This window comes from Pseudarthrobacter sp. NBSH8 (genome assembly GCF_014217545.1).
Taxonomy (GTDB): domain Bacteria; phylum Actinomycetota; class Actinomycetes; order Actinomycetales; family Micrococcaceae; genus Arthrobacter.
In genome coordinates, this window is the sequence record NZ_CP043178.1 from 2,864,170 (window position 1) to 2,883,645 (window position 19,476).

Genomic DNA, 19,476 nt, shown 5'->3' on the forward strand with positions numbered 1-19,476 from the left:
CCGGGGAATGAGCTGCACAGCCCGTTTCCCGGAAGCCGCCAACCTGCTCACGAGAACGTCTACGCCCAGAGCCGAAGGACCCTATGGAAGTCATCATTGAAAACCTCCCCCTTTATTGGGAAGGACTTCTGCGCACGCTCTTTCTTTCCGTCGTCTCCGGGATCATCGCCCTCATCCTCGGAACACTCCTGGCAGCCGCCCGTGTCTCCCCCGTCGCGGCTCTTCGCGGTTTCAGCACTGTCTACGTGGAAATCCTCCGGAACACTCCGCTCACCATTGCGTTCTTCTTCGCGGCAATCGTTCTGCCCCGCCTGGGTGTGACCTTTGAACAGTTTGAGGTCGCTGCCATCATTGCCCTCAGTGCCTACACCGCCGCATTTATTGCCGAAGCCGTGCGCTCGGGCGTGAACAGCGTCCCCATCGGCCAGGCCGAGGCCGCACGAAGCATCGGCATGAAGTTCGGCCAGGTGCTGTCCCTCATCATCCTCCCCCAGGCTTTGCGGACGGTGATCCCACCGCTGATCAACATCCTGATTGCCCTGGTGAAGAACTCTTCCGTCGCTGGTGCGTTCTTTGTCCTGGAACTCTTCGGCTACGGCCGCCAGATGGCCAACGCCAACGGAGATCAGGTCCTGACGGTACTGCTGGGCGTGGCGTTCTTCTATCTGCTCCTCACCGTTCCGCTGGGCATCATGGCCAGCGCGGTGGAACGAAAGGTGGCGATTGCCCGATGACTTCAGTCCTCTACGACGTCCCCGGTCCCAAAGCGCGCCGGATATCGCTCATTGGTTCCGTGGTGGGCTCTGTCCTGATCCTCGGCCTCATTGCCTGGATTGTCATGACCCTCGCCCAACAAGGGATCTTTGAGGGCCGCCGCTGGGCCATCTTCACACGCGCCGATGTGTGGTCCCTGCTCGGAAACGGTGTCATGTCGACGCTCAGCGCCGCAGCCATCGCAGCGATCATCGCATTTCCGCTTGGGCTGATGCTGTCACTGCTGCGGATCTCCCTGGTCGCCTGGATCCGGATCCCTGCGCGGGTGGTCCTTGAGTTCCTGCGCGGCATGCCGGTTGTCCTGATGATGTTCTTCGTCCTGCTGGTGTTCGGGACCAGTTCGTTCATCGCAGTGGTGGCCGGTCTGGTTCTGTACAACGCCGCCATCTTCGCGGAGATCATCCGGGCCGGCATCCAGTCATTGCCGAAGGGTCAGCGTGAGGCGGGCCTGACCATCGGCCTGACAAGCTTCCAGTCCCGGATGCTCATCGAACTGCCCCAGGCTGTTCGCCGCATGATGCCATCTCTGGTGGCCCAGTTGGTGGTACTCCTAAAGGACACCTCACTTGGCTACATCGTGGCCTATGGCGAGCTCCTGCGCGCAGTGCAGGTCATGGCGGACTTCCTGGGCACCGCTTTCCTGTTTCCGATCTTCTTTGTGGCCGCTGCCATCTACATCGCCATCAATATTTCGGTATCCCGGATCGCGGTCTGGATCGAGCGCCGAGGTTCGAGCAAGGCGGCCGGTGGCGTGGCCAAGGTGCCGACCGCAGTAGTGGCACCTGAACTACCGGACGTGCGCGAACCCAAGTAGCAACACCCACCACGCAAGCAGAAGGGTCCGCAGCCTGCTGGCTGCGGACCCTTCTGCTTGCGTGCTACGCCGCGAGCCAGCTCCGTAACGCCCGCAGGCATTCCCGGATGGCGGCGGCGTCAACGTGCTCGTTGTCCTTGTGGGCCAGCAACGGATCGCCGGGCCCGAAGTTCACAGCGGGGATCCCCAGTTCGCTGAAACGCGCGACGTCGGTCCAGCCGTATTTCGGTTTCGGCTCGGCTCCCACGGCCGCTACGAAGGACGCCGCGGCAGGGTGGTTCAGTCCGGGCCGCGCGCCAGCGGCAGCGTCCGTGCGGACCACAGCGAAGCCCTCCAACAGTTCCCGGACATGCGCCTCCGCCTGGTCCGGCGTTTTGTCCGGGGCGAAGCGGTAGTTGATCTCAACCACGCACCGGTCCGGAATAACGTTGCCCGCTGTGCCGCCGTTGATCTTCACGGCGTTGAGGCTCTCCCGGTAGTCCAGTCCGTCCACGTTGATGGTCTGCGGTTCGTAGGCTGCCAGCCGGGCAAGGATGGGTGCAGCCGCGTGGATGGCGTTGCGGCCCATCCACGCACGCGCGGAGTGCGCGGCCTCGCCCACCGTGGTGGCCTCAAAACGGCTGGTGCCGTTGCAGCCACCCTCGACGGTGCCATGGGTCGGCTCCAGGAGGATTGCAAAGTCGCCGCCCAGGAGGCTGCCGTGGTTGCGGACAAGGCGGCCCAGCCCGCTCTTGACGGCTTCCACTTCCTCGTGGTCATAGAACACGAAGGTGACGTCGCGCTTGGGCTCCGCGCCGCCGTCGAACATTGTGGCCGCCAGCGCCAGCTGCACGGCGACGCCGCCTTTCATGTCGGTGGCTCCGCGGCCGTAGAGCACGCCCTCGCCCGGGATACCTGATTCCCAGGTGGACGGGACGGTTCCGCGCGCTCCTTCGGTGACGGGCAACGGCACTGTGTCCAGGTGTCCGGCGAGGATGACGCGTTCCGCCCTGCCCAGTTCGGTGCGGGCGATGAGGGAGTCACCGTCCCGGACCACCAGGAGTCCGGGGATGGCCCGCAGCGCGGCTTCGACGGCGTCGGCCAGTACCGTCTCATTCCCGGAGACGCTGTTGATGTCCATGATGGCGGCCGTGAGCACGGAGACATCCTGACGGAGGTCCAAAGGCACGGTGATGGATTCAGGGGCGGTTTCGGCAGTCACGTTGCCAGTCTAGTTCGATCGCGGTGCCCGCCTCTCGCTAGACTGGGGCCATGACTGAGACCGCTACCTCCGCCGCGCCCGAGAACCAAAACGCAACTTCCGAAGCCCGCTCCGCCCACGGGTTCGGCCTGGCAACCATCGCCAGCGCCACGGGCGAAGCCACCGTCCTTGACGTCTGGTTCCCCGCGCCCGCCCTGGGCGTTGCGGCCGAAAACCTGCGCGCTGTGGAGAACGCCGACGAATCCCTGGTCCAGCTCGCAGAAAGCGGCACCGACGCGGACCGCGGGACCGAGCAGAAGGTGGTCTTCGTCCAGATCAACCTCGATGAAGCTCCGGCCGACACCGCCGACGCGTACCTCCGCCTGCACCTCCTCTCCCACCGGCTGGTCCGGCCCAACACCATCAACCTGGACGGAATCTTCGGCAAGCTCCCCAACGTGGTGTGGACCAACTTCGGTCCCGCCGCCGTGGAAGGCTTCGAACTGACCCGGGCCAGGCTTCGCCGCCGTGGCGCCGTTACCGTTTACGGGGTGGACAAGTTCCCCCGCATGGTGGACTACGTGGTGCCCTCCGGTGTCCGGATCGCCGACGCCGACCGCGTCCGCCTCGGCGCCCACCTCGCTGAAGGCACCACCGTGATGCACGAAGGCTTTGTGAACTTCAACGCCGGCACCCTGGGCGCTTCCATGGTGGAGGGGCGTATCTCGGCTGGCGTCGTCGCCGGCGACGGCAGCGACGTGGGCGGCGGCGCGTCGATCATGGGCACCCTCTCCGGGGGCGGCAAGGAAAAGATCGTCATCGGTGAGCGCGTCCTGCTGGGCGCCAACTCCGGCGTGGGCATCAGCGTCGGCGATGACTCCGTGGTGGAGGCAGGCCTCTACGTCACCGCAGGAACCCGCGTGCTTGTTCCCGGGCCCAAGGACGAGAATGGCGAGGACACCGCCAAGATCGTGAAGGCAGCCGAGCTGTCGGGCGTCCCCAACCTCCTGTTCCGGCGCAACTCCACCACCGGCGCCGTAGAGGTGTTGCCGCGCAAGGGCCAGACCGTGGAACTCAACGACGCCCTCCACGCCAACTGACCTGTCAGTGGCACCTGGTCGCAGTTTCGTTCGCCCCACCGTGCTGCTGCTTACCCTGGCGCTGGCGGGCGCCGGAATCTACACGGCAGTCTCGTTCCTGCAGCGCTCCGAAACCCTGGTCTCGGAGCGCTGCACGGCCGACGCCGGAACCCAGAGTGCCGAGCTCGCAACGGACCAGGCGGTTAATGCCTCACTGATCACAGCGGTTGCCGTGCAGCGCGGGCTACCTCCCCGGGCAGCCAGCATCGCTCTTGCCACCGCCATGCAGGAATCCAAGCTGCGCAATATCGCCCATGGCGACCAGGCAGGCCCGGACTCCCGCGGACTCTTCCAGCAACGTCCCTCGCAAGGGTGGGGAACCGAAGCCCAGGTCATGGACCCGTACTATGCTGCCAATGCGTTCTACGATGCCCTGCTCAAGATTCCCGGCTATGAGTCCCTGGAAATCACCGACGCCGCCCAGCGTGTCCAGCGCTCGGCCTATCCCCTCGCCTACGCACAACACGAAGATCTGGGCCGCTCCTTCGCGTCCGGCCTGACCGGCCAGACGCCCGCCTCCGTGCAGTGCACTTTGCGCGCCCCGCAGGAGCCGGGCATCCCCGCCGCCGTCGAGTCCGAGCTCGCCCTGGCGTACGGGCCGCTCGCGATCACCACGGAAATTGAATCCCTCGTGGTGGAAGCTGACGGCACCCAGGCATGGTCCGTGGCGCATTGGGCAGTTGCCAACGCGAAGGGCCTGGCGGTGACGCGTGTGGACGTTGCCGGCCGCAGCTGGGACCGCGAGGCTCAGGACGGCTGGCGGGAATCTGACGCGCCGGCCGGCCAGGTCAACATTACTGTGGCACCGGCCGGCACCGGCAGCTGACTGCCCGGTTACTGAGGCCCGCGTGCTGACCGCGGAGCCTCAGACCAGGATGTCGACCACGGGCTGGACGTAGCTGCGGAAGAGCTCCGGCGCGGACAAGAGGTTATGGCTCATGATGATCTTGTCCGGCTCCAGATACCACGCCCGCTGTTCGTTCAGCGGAAGTTCGATAATGGTGAGGGTGAAGTCCCGCGAACCCCGGCCCACCTCCAGCAGGCGGTCATCCACCATGTCGCCCAACAGCTGGTCCGACCCGCTGGCCACCCGTTCGGCTTCCAGCCTGAAGTACTCACTGCGGCGCTCCCGTGCCCAGGTCAGTGCTGACCCGAAATGCGCCTGCAGGACACGCTGGAGGGCCGGGGAATTTCCGAATTCCGAAAAATCCGGAGGGGACAGCTCCGGCGAGGTCTGGGGGTGTGCCTTCAGCAACTGCTCCCACCAGGCTTCCCATTCGGTTTTGAGCGCACTCTGCCCGCCGACGTCGGCCGTGAGGTGCGAGTGGTCTGCTTGGCGGATCTTCGGCGCGGCATGTGACAACGCAGGGTGGCCTGCGCCGTCGAGTCCTGCCGCGTCCCGGACAAAGAGCGCGATCATCAGAGGCCCGGACGTATCCGTGGTGATCTGCCAGCCGGAACCACCTGTGTGATGCATCCCTACTCCTCCTGTGGCCTGCCTGCACCGGCCTGACCAGCCGGTTCTGCTTCCCCGGCTCCCAGTCTATTCCCCATGCCACCGGACGGTAATATCAGGCGGCCAGGCTCCTGAGGTGCCGGTCCAGGACATCATGGCACATCTGTGCCGTCATCCAGGCGGGCTGCAGGAGGGCATGCATGCACAGCCCGTCCAGCGTAGCCAGCAGCCTCTCTGCCTCCACCGCCAGCGATTGCTGCCCGTCGCCGTCGTCCGGCACGAGGGCCGTGATGACCTGCCCGACGACGGCCGCCACCTCCCGGTGACTCCGGTCTGCCTCAGCCGCGAGGAAGGGGCGGATCCTGGCGGCGTTTTTGAAGGCCATCCATACACAGGCGTCCACGGCCCGTTCCTCGTCGAGCGGCAGAAATTCGCCCAACAGGGTTAATACCGCTTCACGATGCGGGCCGGTCCCGGGTACGCTGGCGGCCATCGCCGGCAATGCCGCCGTGAGCCGGACCATGATCCGGTCCACAACCGCGGCAAAGGAATGGCTGAGCAGTTCTTCGCTGCCGGAAAAGTAGTGCCGGACGGAGCCTACGGCGAGGCCGGCTTCGTCGGCCACCTCCCGCAGTGACGCACGCTCGAGGCCGTCGACGGCGATGATCCTGAAGACCGCTTGAACGATTTCTGCGCGCCGGGCTTCGGCATCAACAATTTTAGGCACCTGTATTATTTAGCACACCCGTGCTGAAATCCACTCATCGCCGGAATTGGGATAGCGTAGGGGCATGAAAATTCTGGTCACAGGTGGCACCGGGTACATCGGTTCGCACACAGTCTTGTCCCTGCAGGAAGCCGGCCACGATGTGGTGGTGATCGATAACCTGGTGAACTCCAGCGAGGAGTCCCTGCGCCGGGTTGCCGAACTCAGCGGCAAGACCGCGGAATTCCACAACGTGGACCTGGTGGACGAAGCCGCCGTTGAAGGCGTCTTTGCCGCCCACGCGATCGACGCCGTGATCCACTTTGCCGGGCTTAAGGCCGTGGGCGAGTCGGTCCGCGAACCGCTCAAGTACTACTACAACAACCTCGTGGGCACGCTGAACCTGATCCGGGTCATGGACCGCCACGATGTCCGCTCCATCGTCTTCAGTTCATCCGCCACCGTATACGGGGAGCACAATCCCATCCCCTACGTGGAAAAGATGGAGATCGGCGCCAACAACCCGTACGGCCGCACCAAGGAACAGATCGAGGACATCCTCGCCGATCTGGGCGCCGCTGACAGCCGCTGGCACATAGCCCTCCTGCGCTACTTCAACCCGGTGGGCGCACACCCGTCGGGCCGCATCGGCGAGGATCCCCAGGGCATCCCCAACAACCTGGTGCCCTTCATCGCCCAGGTGGCCGTGGGACGCCGCGACAAGCTCATGGTGTTCGGCGGCGACTACGACACACCTGACGGCACCTGCCTGCGGGACTACATCCACGTCGTCGATCTCGCCGAAGGCCACGTGGCCGCCCTCAACCACGTTGCGGACCGCCCAGGCGTCTACCGCTGGAACCTGGGCTCCGGAAAGGGGTCCTCGGTCCTGGAGGTCCTTCGGTCCTTCGAGAAGGCCGTGGGCCAGCCCATCCCCTACGAGGTCACCGGACGCCGTGCGGGCGACCTCCCGGCCTTCTGGGCGGATGCAACCTCCGCCCTGGCCGACCTGAGCTGGTCCACCACCAAGACCGTGGACCAGATGTGCGAGGACCACTGGCGCTGGCAGAAGAACAACCCCCTCGGCTACTCGGCTTAAACAGCAACGCGGGGTCACTTACGGCCCGTCCCGAAGCTCGGGATGGGCCGTAAGTGACCCCGCGTTGTTCTGTAGCGGAGTTCTTAGCGGGCCGGGTAGTCGCGCTCGGGCTCGCCGATGTACAGCTGGCGCGGGCGGCCGATCTTGGTGTTCGGGTCGCTGATCATTTCACGCCACTGGGCGATCCAGCCCGGCAGGCGGCCGATCGCGAACAGGACGGTGAACATCTTCTCCGGGAAGCCCATCGCCTTGTAGATCAGGCCGGTGTAGAAGTCCACGTTCGGGTAGAGCTTGCGCTGGATGAAGTAGTCATCGTTCAGCGCCTTGTCTTCCAGACGCATGGCGATCTCGAGCAGTTCGTCGTTGCCGCCGAGCTTGGTGAGGATTTCGTGGGCCGTGGCCTTGACGATCTTGGCGCGCGGATCGTAATTCTTGTAGACGCGGTGTCCGAAGCCCATAAGGCGGACGCCGTCTTCCTTGTTCTTGACCTTCTCCATGTAATCCTCCGGCTTGGTGCCGTCGGCCTGGATCTGGCGGAGCATCTTCAGCACTGCCTCGTTGGCGCCGCCGTGGGCGGGACCGAACAGGGCGTTGATGCCGGCCGACACCGACGCGAAGAGGTTGGCGTTGGAGGAGCCCACCAGGCGCACCGTGGACGTCGAACAGTTCTGCTCGTGGTCGGCGTGCAGGATCAGGAGAAGGTCCAGCGCCTTGGCGATGACCGGGTCTACTTCGTACTGCTCGGCGGGAAGGCCGAAGCTGAGGCGAAGGAAGTTCTCCACGAGGTTGTGGGAGTTGTCGGGGTACAGCATGGGCTGGCCGATGCTCTTCTTGAGAGCGTAGGCGGCGATGACCGGCATCTTGGCCAGCAGCCGGTACGTGGAGACCTCTACCTGCTCAGCGTTGAACGGATCCAGCGAGTCCTGGTAGAACGTGGACAGCGCCGACACGGCCGAAGAGAGCACAGGCATCGGGTGAGCATCACGGGGGAAGCCGCTGAAGAAGCCCTTGAGCTCTTCGTGCAGCAACGTGTGGTGACGGATCCGCTGGTCGAAGGCTTCCAGTTCCGTGGGGCTGGGCAGGTTGCCGTAGATCAGCAGGTAAGACACCTCGAGGAAGCTGGAGTGCTGCGCCAGCTGTTCGATGGGGTACCCGCGGTAACGCAGGATGCCGGCATCGCCGTCGATGTAGGTAATTGCGGACGTGGTTGCTGCGGTGTTCATGAAGCCGGGGTCAAAGGTGACTGCGCCCGTCTGCTTGAGCAGCTTGGAAACGTCGTAACCTTCGTTTCCTTCAACAACCTGGATGCGCGGGAGCTTGAGCTCGCCTCCTGCATGGTGCAGGGTTGCGCTGTTGGTCTCAGTCATGGAGTCCCCTTCATGAGGCGCGTGGGCCTCTGTCGAAAGCTTGATCCAACATCCGGTGAGCCGTGGCACTGACCCTGTTCTTCCAGGAATCCAACACCCGGGCTGCCTTCTTGTAGAAAGCCACCATTGATAGTCACTTAAAAAGTACCGCCCGATTGCGGGTGTCACTAATCGGAGGCGCGGGAAACCCCCGCAAAATGCCGTCTTTGTGGCGCGAGTCACATGATTGTTACGGCGTCGTGGCCAGTCTGCCCACGGCCGCGTCAATCCGCTCATCCGTGCCCGTCAGGGCGACACGCACAAACCCGTTGCCGGCCTCGCCGTAAAATACGCCCGGACCCACCACGATGCCCCGCTCAGCCAGCCGCGCCACCGTGTCCCAGGTGCTCTCCCCGGCGGTGGACCAAAGGTACAGTCCGGCGTCGGAATCCTTGATCTCCAGCCCGAAGCCCTGCAGCGCCGGCATCAGGCGCTCCCGGCGTCCGCGGTACAGGTTTTTCTGGGCCTGGACATGGATGTCATCGCCCAGCGCAACCCGCATTGCTTCCTGCACCGGGTAGGGGACGATCATGCCCGCATGCTTGCGGCTGTTGACGAGGTTAGCCATGATGGCCGGGTCACCGGCCACGAACGCGGCGCGGTAGCCTGCCACGTTGGACTGCTTGCTCAACGAGTACACAGCCAGGAGTCCCTCGTGGGACCCGCCGGAAACGCGATGATCCAGGATGCTGGGAACTGGCTCGCCGCCTCGCTGTGCGTCCCAGGCGCCCCACCCGAGCTCGGCGTAGCACTCGTCCGACGCCACCACGGCGCCCAGGTCGCGGGCTTGCGCCACAATGGCTTGGAGTGACTCAACACCCCTTACGCTTCCGGTGGGGTTGCCCGGAGAGTTCACCCAGATCAGCCGCACGCGGGAGCGTGTGCTCTGGTCCAACTCGTCGAGATTGTCGGTAGCCACAGAAGTAACGCCGGCGAACGTAGCCCCGATGTCGTAGGTGGGGTAAGCAACCTTGGGACGGACGACGACGTCGCCCGGTTTCAGCCCGAGCAGGAGCGGCAGCCACGCCACCAGTTCCTTGGAGCCCACGGTGGGCATGACGTTCTTAGGGTCCAGACCGGGGACGCCGCGGCGGCGCTCAAACCATGCCGCAATGGCTTCCCGCAATGGAACGGTGCCGTGAACGGTGGGGTATCCCGGCGCGTCCGCGGCGGCCTTGAGGGCAGTCTGGATCAGTGCGGGAGTAGGGTCGACGGGCGTGCCGATCGACAGGTTTACGGCCCCGCCGGGGTGCTCAGCTGCCTTGGCCAGGTACGGAGCCATGGCCTCCCACGGGTAGTCGGGCAGGCTCAGGCCAAAGCCGTTCACGGCTGCGGTCAACGCGCTGCCCGGCTCAGTGGTCTTGGTTCTGCAGCGGCAGGGCGGCGATCATCGGGTGGTCCTTGCCCGTGTTGCCCACCTTCGCGGCGCCACCGGGCGAGCCCAGGTCATCGAAGAATTCGACGTTGGCCTTGTAGTAGTCAGCCCACTCTTCAGGAGTGTCATCCTCGTAATAGATGGCCTCCACGGGGCAGACCGGCTCACAGGCACCACAGTCGACACACTCATCGGGGTGGATGTACAAGGAACGTTCACCCTCATAGATGCAGTCAACGGGGCACTCCTCAATACATGCCTTGTCCTTGACATCTACACACGGCTGCGCGATTACGTACGTCACGTCCCTTGCCTCTCCACGATATTTCCCGGCAATGGCCGGCACTTGAATCCGGCACCGGCCGGACAATTGACTTCTGAGCTTATTATCTCCCAGCCCATCCACGCGAACCTAGCGGGCCGCCTTAGTATGAACTGGTGAGTCCCGCCCAGCCTACGCCCCGAGAATTTCTGGCCAGCGCCCCGCCCGGAACCCGGGTTGTAGTCCGTTACCGGATCGACGGCGGCCTGACCGACGCCCTGGGGCACCTGGTGGCCACTGACGACGGCGGCTGCACAGTCCGCACGCGGAAGGCCGACATCGTGATCCCCCTGGACCTCGTGGTGGCGGCCAAGGAAGTGCCGCCGGCGCCCGAGCGCCGCCCAGCCCGCGTCCGCAACTGACACTCCCCTGACACAAAAGAAACTGCCGGCACGCCGGCGGGGTTCCCGCCTGCCGTACCGGCAGCTTCAGTGACGTGCTATTCAGGACTAGGCCTTGGCGCGTGCCCGTGTGGACTTGGCGCGTTCGCTGGCGTCCAGGATGAGCTTCCGGATACGGATGGACTCCGGGGTCACCTCAACGCACTCGTCTTCGCGGGCGAATTCCAAGGATTCTTCCAAAGTCAGGTTGCGCGGCGGCGTCATGTTCTCGAAGGTGTCCGAGGACGCTGCACGCATGTTGGTGAGCTGCTTTTCCCTGGTGATGTTCACGTCCATGTCATCGGCGCGGGAGTTCTCGCCAACGATCATGCCTTCGTAAACCTCGGAGGTGGGCTGCACGAAGAATGACATGCGTTCCTGGAGCTTGATCATCGCGAACGGGGTGACCACGCCAGAGCGGTCAGCCACGATCGAACCGTTGGTGCGGTACTCGATGGGGCCGGCCCACGGCTCGTAGCCCTCGGCGATGGAGGAAGCAATGCCGGCACCGCGGGTGTCGGTGAGGAACTTGGTGCGGAAGCCGATCAGGCCACGGGCCGGAACGATGAACTCCATGCGGCACCAGCCGGTGCCGTGGTTGGCCATGTTGGTCATGCGGCCCTTGCGGGCTGCCATCAGCTGGGTGACGGCACCGAGGTACTCTTCCGGCACGTCGATGGTCATGTGTTCCATCGGCTCGTGGATCTTGCCGTCGACGGTCTTGGTGACAACCTGCGGCTTGCCGACAGTCAGTTCGAAGCCTTCACGTCGCATCTGCTCAACCAGGATGGCCAGCGCCAGCTCGCCACGGCCCTGGACTTCCCAGGCGTCGGGACGCTCGGTGGGGAGAACCTTGATTGAGACGTTACCGATCAGTTCCTTGTCCAGGCGGTCCTTGACCTGGCGGGCCGTGACCTTGGCGCCCTTGACCCGGCCGGCCAGCGGCGAGGTGTTGATACCGATGGTCATGGAGATGGCAGGATCGTCCACGGTGATCAGCGGCAGCGGCTGCGGGTTGTCGACGTCGGTCAGGGTCTCACCAATGGTGATTTCCTCGATACCGGCAACGGCGACGATTTCGCCCGGACCTGCAGACTCGGTGGGAACACGGTCCAGCGCCTTGGTGGCCAGCAGTTCGGTGATCTTGACGTTCTTGAGCTCTCCGTTGGCGCGGGCCCAGGCAACGGTCTGGCCCTTGCGCAGGGTGCCGTTGTAGATGCGCAGCAACGCGAGGCGGCCCAGGAACGGGGAGGCGTCCAGGTTGGTCACGTGTGCCTGGAGGACACCGTTCGGGTTATACGTCGGGGCCGGGATGTGCTCGATGATGGTCTTGAACAGCGGCTCAAGGTCTTCGTTGTCCGGAGCGGAGCCGTCGGCGGGCTGGTCCAGGGAGGCGCGGCCCACCCTCGCTGCTGCGTAGACAACCGGAACTTCAAGGATCTTGTCGAGGTCCAGGTCCGGAACTTCGTCGGCGAGGTCCGAGGCGAGGCCCAGGAGGAGGTCCATCGACTCGTGGACAACTTCCTCGATGCGGGCGTCGGGGCGGTCCGTCTTGTTGACGAGGAGAATGACCGGCAGGTGCGCGGCCAGGGCCTTGCGCAGCACGAAGCGGGTCTGGGGCAGCGGGCCCTCGGATGCGTCAACGAGGAGCACAACGCCGTCCACCATGGAGAGGCCGCGCTCTACTTCGCCGCCGAAGTCGGCGTGGCCGGGGGTGTCGATGACGTTAATGGTGATGGTTTCACCGTTGGAAGACGGTCCGTTGTAGGCCACGGTGGTGTTCTTGGCCAGGATGGTGATGCCCTTTTCGCGTTCCAGGTCACCGGAGTCCATCACACGGTCTTCGAGGTGGTTGTGTTCGGCAAAGGAGTTGGTCTGCTTGAGCATGGCGTCGACCAGAGTGGTCTTGCCGTGGTCAACGTGGGCCACGATCGCGACGTTGCGGAGGTCACTGCGTGATGCAGTGGCTACCGCAGTGTTGGTGGTGGTTTCAGACATGCGTGATTGCTCGATTCAGTGGTGAAGTCAGCTGTTGTATCGCGACATTTCCAACCGGAACGCACGACGGATTAGCCCAATAACACAGGGCTCCTTCCCTCATTCTAAACGCTGAGCCTATTGTTGGCCTAAAAATTTCGGATCGGCCCAGTTTGTCCGGTAAGCAATTTCGGCGCGCCACGCCTCAAAGAGTGATCAAGCTCACTGGATATTTATGACTTGATGCCACATCATTGCTGTGATAGCCACAGCAAGCCCGGAGAACCCCTGATGCGAAAAGCCTCGGCTCTGACCCGCTTTGTCGCATCTGGAATCGCGGTAACCGCGCTCCTGGGCGGCTACGGACAGACCCCAGCAGCCACAACGGATTCCGGCGCGCCGTCCCCGGTTCAGGCGGCCGCGGCCGGGGCTTACCAGGCCGGCCGCGGGGATCCGATCGGTTTGCCTGCCGGCTCTGTATACAGCAACCCGGCCAGCGGACGTGACGAAGTGGTGGTGCCGGACATGCGGCACACTGCCCTCCTGATCGGCGACTCCCAATCCGAACCTACTGACGGGTGGCCGAGGCTTGGCCTCGCCGCCGTTGGTTACAAGGTCCATTTCTGCGGGCTCGGCGGGACGGGATTCGTGGCGTCCAACGGCAAGACCGGCAACTACATCGACGCCTTGCAGCGCGGCGACTGGAAGCTGCCCTACGGGACGCCCGCCCTGATCGTCATCCAGGGCGGCGGCAACGACGCCGCGCGCGGCGCCACCGATGCCCAGATTGTGGCCAACGCCGACCGTCTGATCGCTGCACTGAAGGACCGCTATCCAGGCGCCAGGATGGCCATGATCGGCACCCTGGCCCGCGGCGCCAACTACGGCGGCGGGCGCAGGACCCAGGTGGATGCGCTTCTCGGTACTGTGGCGGCCCGGCACGGCCTTCCGTTTGTGGGCGTGGGCGACTGGCTGTCGAAATACAGCCTCACGAAAAACCTGGCAGATGCCGTCCACATGGATGCCGCAGGCCGCCGGTCACTGGGCGGCCTGCTTGAAACCAGGCTTCGGCAGCTGGGGCTCGAAGGCCCGGCGCTGGACGGCACAGTCCCGGCGACAGCTTCCGCGCTCACTCCTGCGGACTGAACAGACTCCCTTCGGACTGAGCGGAATCTCAAAAGCGACGGAGCCGGTGCCCTGAGGCACCGGCTCCATTTTTAACTCGGGATACTGCGGCCGGGTCAGGCCACTTCGGGTGGAAGCATCAGCTTCGCACCGGGAATGGCATTGAGCAGTGCCTTCGTGTACTCCTGCTGAGGGGACTCGAAGACATCGTCAGTGGAACCGGTCTCCACCAGCTTGCCCTTTTCCATCACACAGACGTGGTCGGCGATCTGCCGCACCACGGCCAGGTCATGGGTGATAAAGAGATAGGTCAGTCCGAGATTGGCCTGCAGGTCCGCGAGCAGGTTAAGTACCTGCGCCTGGACCAGGACGTCCAACGCGGATACGGCCTCGTCGCAGATGATCACCTCTGGATCCAGCGCCAGGGCACGGGCAATGGCAACACGCTGCCGCTGCCCGCCGGAGAGCTCGTTCGGGTACCGCTGCATGGCGGACTGCGGCAGTGCCACCTGGTCCAGCAGTTCCCGGACCTTCTTCTCTCGGCTGGCCGCGTCACCAATCTTGTGAACGCGCAACGGCTCCTCGATGGTGCGGAAGATGTTGTACATCGGGTCCAACGAGCCGTATGGATCCTGGAAGATGGGCTGCACGCGCCGCCTGAATTTGAAGAGTTCCGACGATTTCAGCAGCGAGGTGTCGACGCCGTCGAACAGGATCTTTCCCTCGGTAGGCCTTTCGAGCTGCAGCACCATCTTTGCGACGGTGGATTTGCCCGAACCCGACTCCCCCACGATAGCCGTGGTGGTACCCCTCTTAACATCGAAGCTCACCCCGTCAACGGCCGCGAAATCCGTCGTTTTCCCCAAGCCCTGGCGGAGCTTGTAGACCTTGCGCAGGTCCTGGATCTGCAGGACGTTATCTGCGGCAGTTGCCTCCGCAGCTGGAGCCAGCAGGTCTGACGCTTCGAGACCCTGCTGCCTGGCGACCTGGATCCTTCGGCTCGCCAGTGACGGCGCAGATTCAACCAGCCGCTTGGTGTACGGGTGCTGCGGGTTCTGGAGCAATGCCAGCGAAGGTCCGGCTTCCACCACCTGCCCCCGGTACATCACCACAACCTTGTCGGCCCGTTCTGCGGCCAGCCCCAGATCATGGGTGATCAGCAGGACTGCTGTACCCAGGTCGGCGGTCATGGTGTCCAGGTGATCCAGAATCTGCCGCTGGACCGTGACATCCAATGCCGACGTCGGCTCATCCGCAATCAGCAGGCGCGGCTGGCAGGACAACCCGATGGCAATGAGGGCACGCTGGCGCATACCGCCGGAAAACTCATGCGGGTACTGCTTGGCGCGCCGGTGGGCATCCGGCAGTCCTGCCTCGGACAGTACCTGGGCGACATCATCCGGGCCGCTGGGCCTGCCGTTGGCGCGGAGAGTCTCCTTGACCTGGTAGCCGATCTTCCAGACCGGGTTCAGGTTGGACATGGGGTCTTGCGGGACCATACCGATCGTATTGCCCCGCAGTTCGATCATCCGTTGCTCCGTGGCGTGGGCGATGTCCTCGCCGTGGAGCAGGATCTGGCCGGCGGAAACGCGGCCGTTGTTGGGCAACAGGCCGATGGCAGCGAGTGCCGTCGTCGACTTGCCTGAGCCAGACTCCCCCACGATCGCCACGGTTTCTCCGGGCATGATGGTCAGATGCGCATTGCGCACGGCCTGGACTTCACCGCTGCCGGTGGTGAAGGTGATTGCCAGGTCGCGAATTTCCAGCAGTGGCTTCACTCCCGCCGACCCGGCCTCATCGATGTGGATTTCTGGAGTAATCATCTCTTCCTTTCTCATCGCTGGCGGCTCTTCGGATCGAGGGCGTCACGGACAGCATCGCCGAGCATAATGAAGCTCAATACCGTGATGGACAGGGCCGCAGCCGGGTACAGAAGGATCTCCGGTTGGGTCCGAACAGAGGACTGTGCAGCGGCTCCAATGTCGTTACCCCAGGACATGATGCTCTGGGGCAGGCCAATGCCCAGGAAGGACAGCGTTGCCTCGGCCACGATGAAGACGCCCAGTTCGAGGGTGGCAAGGACGATAATCGGTGCCAGGGCGTTAGGCAGAACGTGGCGGACCAAGGCACCAAACTTTGAAACGCCCAGTGAACGGGCAGCCGTCACAAAGTCGGCATTGCGCACTTCAATGACCGCACCGCGGGTGATACGTGCCATCTGCGGCCAGGCCAGCAACGAAATCACAAACACGACGCTCCAAACGCCCCTGTTTTCGCGGAAGAAAGGCAACTGCGTGATCACCAGTGCGCCGAGGATCAGCGGCAAAGCGAAGAAAATATCGCCCAGGCGGGCAAGCACGGCATCGACCCAGCCACCGTAGTAGCCGGCAAGGGCACCAACGGTCACACCAATAACCAGGACGCAGAGCACGGAGAGCAGACCTACTGAAAGCGAAGCCTGGGTTCCATGGATGACCCGGGAGTAGATGTCGCAGCCCTGGAACGTGAAGCCAAACGGATGCCCGGCAGAGGGGCCGCCTTCCGAATTGGACAGTAAGCACCCGTCGTTCGGAGCGACGGAGGAGAAAAGGCCCGGGAAAAGTGCCACCACGGCAAGTGCCAGGATCAGCAGCGCCGAAATAATGAACAGCGGCCGACGGCGGAGCTTGCGCCAAGCGTCCGACCACAGACTCAGCGGTGCCTGGTCGGTCTTGACGGTGTCGGTTGCCAGCAACGGAGTTTCGTCGATGGGCGCCACAAAGTGGCTGTTATTACTGGTCATAACGGATCCTCGGGTCAAGCCAGGCATATAGGAGATCAACGAGCAGGTTGGCCACCACGAAGACCAACACAAGAACGCTGACAATGGCGACGATGGTGGGGCCCTCGCTGCGCAGGACGGCCTGGTAGAGCTTGTTGCCGACGCCGGGGACGTTGAAGATGCCCTCCGTCACGATCGCACCGCCCATAAGACCGCCGAGGTTGGCGCCAAGATAGGTCACCACCGGAATCAACGAGTTACGCAGGATGTGTGCGATGACCACCCGTGGCCGTGACAGGCCTTTGGCGGTAGCAGTCCGCACGTAATCGGCGTTCATGTTTTCGCTGACCGAGGCGCGGGTCAGGCGGAGAACATAGGCGAACGACACGAGGCCCAGGACCACTGCCGGAAGCAGCAGGCTGCCCCAGTCGGCATTGGCGCCGACGGTGGGTTTCGCCCACCCGAGTTGCACGCCAAAGACGAGTTGAAAGACAAAACCCAGAACAAAGGTTGGGACAGCGATGACAACCAGCGAAACTACCAGGACGGTGGAGTCAAACCAGCCTCCGCGGCGGAGACCTGCGAAGACGCCGAAGGCCACTCCGAAGATTGCCTGGATGGCCAGTGCTTCCACCGCAAGCATTGCCGTCACGGGGAAGACCCGCGCCAAGCTTGCCGCGATGGGCTGGCCGGTGAAGTCGTTGCCGAGGTTGAACGTGAAGAGGTTCTGCAGGAAGAGTCCGTACTGGACCCAGAATGGTTCGTCCAGGTGGTACTGGCTTCGCAGGGTATCGATGACTGCCTGCGGGGGCTGGCGGTCTCCGAAGAGCGCCGCAATGGGATCGCCGGGAAGGGCGAAGACCATGTAGTAAACCAAAAGCGTGGTGCCTATGAAGACAGGGATCACTTGTAGGAGGCGTCTCAGAATAAAGCGGACCACCGGATCACCAGCCTTCCGGATGCGAAGAAAGGTGTTTCATTTGTGCCTTCCTGCCGTGCAGGACAATGGGGGCCCGGCTTTGTGCCGGACCCCCATTCGCCTGGCGGCAAGTTAGATCCTGGAGACTACTTGGCCGTGATGTTGTAGTAGAGGATTCCGCCATTCCAGCCAGTTTCGGCCTTCAAAACGTTTTCGCTCCACACAATCGGCTTTGCCTGGTCCCAGAGCGGCAATCCGGGCAGGTCCTCGAAGAGGATCTCCTGGGCCTGGTTGAACTTGTCGTTGGCCGCATCGGTGGTCTTGGCGGCAAGTCCTTCCTGGAGCAGCTTGTCGAACTCGGGGTTCGAGTACTTCTCGTAGTTGGAGGATGCGCCCGTTGCCCAGACCGGTCCGAGGAAGTTGTAGAGCGACGGGTAGTCGCCCTGCCAGCCGGCGCGGCTCAGGCCCGGGAGGGACTGGGACTTGCGCAGGTTCAGTACTTCAGCGAACTTGGCGAAGGGCTGGATTTCGGCCTGGATGCCGAGGTTGTTCTTGAAGCCATTGGCTACGGCGTCAATCCATTCCTTGTTGCCACCATCAGTGTTGGAGGCAATCTGCAGCGGCTTGGATCCGTCGTACGGCTGGATCTTGTCAGCCTGGGCCCACAAGTCCTTGGCCTTGGCAGCGTCGAAAGTGAGGACTTCGCTGCCCTTGAGGTCTGCCTTGAATCCGTCGATGACCGGCGGGGCGAAGGCCTTGGCCGGGGTGCGGGTGCCGTTGAAGACTACCTTGGCGATCTCTTCGCGGTTGATGGCGTAGGACAGAGCCTGGCGGCGCAGCTTGCCGGCTTCTCCCTGGAAGTTCGGGTTGTAACCCGGGATGTTCAGGGTGGAGTTGGTGGCCACAGCCTTGGTGGCGTTGCGGTCCTGGAAGTCCGAGACGTATGTCTTCAGTGCGTTGGACGGCAGTACGTCGGTGACGTCCAGATTATTACCCTGAAGGTCCGTGTATGCGGGGCCCGGATCGGTGTAGAACTTGAAGGTCACTCCGCCGTTCTTCGCTTCGCGGGGACCACTGTAGTCGGCGTTCTTGACGAGCGAGATCGACTGGTCGTGTACCCAGGAGCCGGTCTTTTCGAACTTGTACGGACCGTTGCCTACCGGGTTTTCGCCGAAGGCCTTCGGATCCGCCAACGCTGCGGACGGCAGCGGGAAGAATGCTGAGTAGCCAAGGCGGAGCGACCAGTCAGCTTCCGGCTGTGCCAGCTTCACCGTGAGGGTCGAATCGTCTGTAGCTTTCAGACCCGACATCGTTTCGGCGGTAGGCGCCGGGGTGGTGGTCTTCTTGCCATCGGCCGCTGTTTCGGTGGTCACGGCAGAGACGTCTGCATAGCCAGCGATGGACTCAAAGAAGAATCCGTTGTTCTGCAGGTTCTTGGAGTTCGCGGCGAAGTTCCAGGAATCAACGAACGTCTTGGCAGTGATCGCTTCGCCGTTCGTGAACTTCTGGCCCTGCTTGACCTTGATGGTCCAGTTCTGGGCGTCAGGCGACTCAATGGACTCTGCCAGCGAGTTGACCGGCTTGCCGTTGGCGTCGTAGCTTCGAAGGCCTTCGAAGAGCAGCTCGACGACGCGGCCGCCGTAAACTTCGTTCGTGTTTGCCGGCAGCAACGGGTTCTGCGGTTCGTTGCTGTACGCGGTGATGACCTTGTTGGGATCACCGGCCGACTGGCTGGCACCGTCATTGCTGCCGCCTCCGGCGCCGCAGCCGGTCAGGGCAAGAGCGGCGATCGCCACCATGCCGAGTGCTTTGGAAGTGCGCGTGAAACGCATTCCGCCTCCTATGAGTTGTGGGAGATGTTCGGGGGAAATCTTTTGCTCCCCGGCAGGTCCGTCACAGGTTCTCACTGTGACGTGGCCTACATATACGAGTAGCCTAACCGCACAATGTCCAAATACTGGTACTCCGTTGCCAAACCGTAACCAGTTAACCGCCAATAACTAGCCGGCACCCGGAAGTTGCGCAAGTCACATGCTACTCGCT

The 19,476-nt window shown here is 63.5% G+C and carries 18 protein-coding genes; 7 read left to right on the forward strand and 11 right to left on the reverse strand.

Annotated features, from left to right (window positions below):
* Positions 1 to 83 precede the first annotated feature (83 nt).
* A complete protein-coding gene (locus FYJ92_RS13130) occupies positions 84 to 734 on the forward strand; it encodes an amino acid ABC transporter permease (RefSeq protein WP_185261106.1) in 651 nt (216 codons plus the stop codon).
* Entirely contained in the window at positions 731 to 1,588 is an 858-nt protein-coding gene (locus FYJ92_RS13135) for an amino acid ABC transporter permease (protein WP_185261107.1), read from the forward strand. The genes FYJ92_RS13130 and FYJ92_RS13135 overlap by 4 nt, the downstream gene beginning before the upstream one ends.
* 64 nt (positions 1,589 to 1,652) lie before the next feature.
* Here FYJ92_RS13135 and dapE read toward each other — a convergent pair whose 3' ends face one another.
* The gene (dapE, locus tag FYJ92_RS13140; protein WP_185261108.1) at positions 1,653 to 2,789 is read right to left on the reverse strand and encodes a succinyl-diaminopimelate desuccinylase; all 1,137 of its coding nucleotides are present in this window, start codon (positions 2,787 to 2,789) and stop codon (positions 1,653 to 1,655) included.
* A 50-nt stretch (positions 2,790 to 2,839) separates the two neighbouring features.
* Between dapE and dapD the strand changes: the two genes are divergently transcribed.
* Complete coding sequence (gene dapD / locus FYJ92_RS13145) at positions 2,840 to 3,868, forward strand: 2,3,4,5-tetrahydropyridine-2,6-dicarboxylate N-succinyltransferase (protein WP_185261109.1); 1,029 nt, start codon at positions 2,840 to 2,842, stop codon at positions 3,866 to 3,868.
* Positions 3,869 to 3,914: 46 nt separating this feature from the next.
* On the forward strand, positions 3,915 to 4,733 hold the full coding sequence (locus FYJ92_RS13150; RefSeq protein WP_370526271.1) for a hypothetical protein: 819 nt from the start codon (positions 3,915 to 3,917) through the stop codon (positions 4,731 to 4,733).
* A gap of 39 nt (positions 4,734 to 4,772) precedes the next feature.
* On the opposite strand, the gene FYJ92_RS13155 is transcribed toward FYJ92_RS13150, so the two are convergent.
* On the reverse strand, positions 4,773 to 5,384 hold the full coding sequence (locus tag FYJ92_RS13155; protein ID WP_185261111.1) for a hypothetical protein: 612 nt from the start codon (positions 5,382 to 5,384) through the stop codon (positions 4,773 to 4,775).
* Between the two features lie 94 nt (positions 5,385 to 5,478).
* Entirely contained in the window at positions 5,479 to 6,090 is a 612-nt protein-coding gene (locus tag FYJ92_RS13160; protein ID WP_185261112.1) for a TetR/AcrR family transcriptional regulator, read from the reverse strand.
* A 64-nt stretch (positions 6,091 to 6,154) separates the two neighbouring features.
* Here FYJ92_RS13160 and galE point away from each other — a divergent pair, with 64 nt between their 5' ends.
* Entirely contained in the window at positions 6,155 to 7,168 is a 1,014-nt protein-coding gene (gene galE, locus FYJ92_RS13165; protein WP_185261113.1) for a UDP-glucose 4-epimerase GalE, read from the forward strand.
* Between the two features lie 83 nt (positions 7,169 to 7,251).
* Here galE and FYJ92_RS13170 read toward each other — a convergent pair whose 3' ends face one another.
* The 3 genes from FYJ92_RS13170 to fdxA form a co-directional block, all read right to left on the reverse strand.
* On the reverse strand, positions 7,252 to 8,535 hold the full coding sequence (locus tag FYJ92_RS13170) for a citrate synthase (RefSeq protein ID WP_185261114.1): 1,284 nt from the start codon (positions 8,533 to 8,535) through the stop codon (positions 7,252 to 7,254).
* Between the two features lie 229 nt (positions 8,536 to 8,764).
* A complete protein-coding gene (gene dapC / locus FYJ92_RS13175; protein ID WP_185261115.1) occupies positions 8,765 to 9,913 on the reverse strand; it encodes a succinyldiaminopimelate transaminase in 1,149 nt (382 codons plus the stop codon).
* Positions 9,914 to 9,926: 13 nt separating this feature from the next.
* Positions 9,927 to 10,253, reverse strand: a complete 327-nt coding sequence (gene fdxA, locus FYJ92_RS13180) for a ferredoxin (RefSeq protein ID WP_056344030.1) — start codon at positions 10,251 to 10,253, stop codon at positions 9,927 to 9,929.
* A gap of 134 nt (positions 10,254 to 10,387) precedes the next feature.
* On the opposite strand from fdxA, the gene FYJ92_RS13185 reads away from it, so the two are divergent.
* Complete coding sequence (locus tag FYJ92_RS13185) at positions 10,388 to 10,633, forward strand: hypothetical protein (RefSeq protein WP_255482071.1); 246 nt, start codon at positions 10,388 to 10,390, stop codon at positions 10,631 to 10,633.
* An 87-nt stretch (positions 10,634 to 10,720) separates the two neighbouring features.
* Here the strand turns inward: FYJ92_RS13185 and typA are convergent, their stop codons facing one another.
* A complete protein-coding gene (gene typA / locus FYJ92_RS13190; protein ID WP_104062125.1) occupies positions 10,721 to 12,649 on the reverse strand; it encodes a translational GTPase TypA in 1,929 nt (642 codons plus the stop codon).
* Positions 12,650 to 12,919: 270 nt separating this feature from the next.
* Between typA and FYJ92_RS13195 the strand changes: the two genes are divergently transcribed.
* On the forward strand, positions 12,920 to 13,774 hold the full coding sequence (locus FYJ92_RS13195; protein ID WP_185261116.1) for an SGNH/GDSL hydrolase family protein: 855 nt from the start codon (positions 12,920 to 12,922) through the stop codon (positions 13,772 to 13,774).
* A 95-nt stretch (positions 13,775 to 13,869) separates the two neighbouring features.
* Here the strand turns inward: FYJ92_RS13195 and FYJ92_RS13200 are convergent, their stop codons facing one another.
* From FYJ92_RS13200 to FYJ92_RS13215, 4 genes are all read right to left on the reverse strand, one after another.
* Positions 13,870 to 15,576: an ABC transporter ATP-binding protein gene (locus FYJ92_RS13200; RefSeq protein WP_185261117.1), complete on the reverse strand. Its 1,707-nt coding sequence runs from the start codon at positions 15,574 to 15,576 to the stop codon at positions 13,870 to 13,872.
* Positions 15,577 to 15,587: 11 nt separating this feature from the next.
* Complete coding sequence (locus FYJ92_RS13205) at positions 15,588 to 16,535, reverse strand: ABC transporter permease (protein WP_185261118.1); 948 nt, start codon at positions 16,533 to 16,535, stop codon at positions 15,588 to 15,590.
* Complete coding sequence (locus tag FYJ92_RS13210) at positions 16,525 to 17,454, reverse strand: ABC transporter permease (protein ID WP_185261119.1); 930 nt, start codon at positions 17,452 to 17,454, stop codon at positions 16,525 to 16,527. The genes FYJ92_RS13205 and FYJ92_RS13210 overlap by 11 nt, the downstream gene beginning before the upstream one ends.
* Before the next feature lie 125 nt (positions 17,455 to 17,579).
* A complete protein-coding gene (locus FYJ92_RS13215; RefSeq protein WP_185261120.1) occupies positions 17,580 to 19,265 on the reverse strand; it encodes an ABC transporter substrate-binding protein in 1,686 nt (561 codons plus the stop codon).
* Between the last annotated feature and the right edge of the window lie 211 nt (positions 19,266 to 19,476).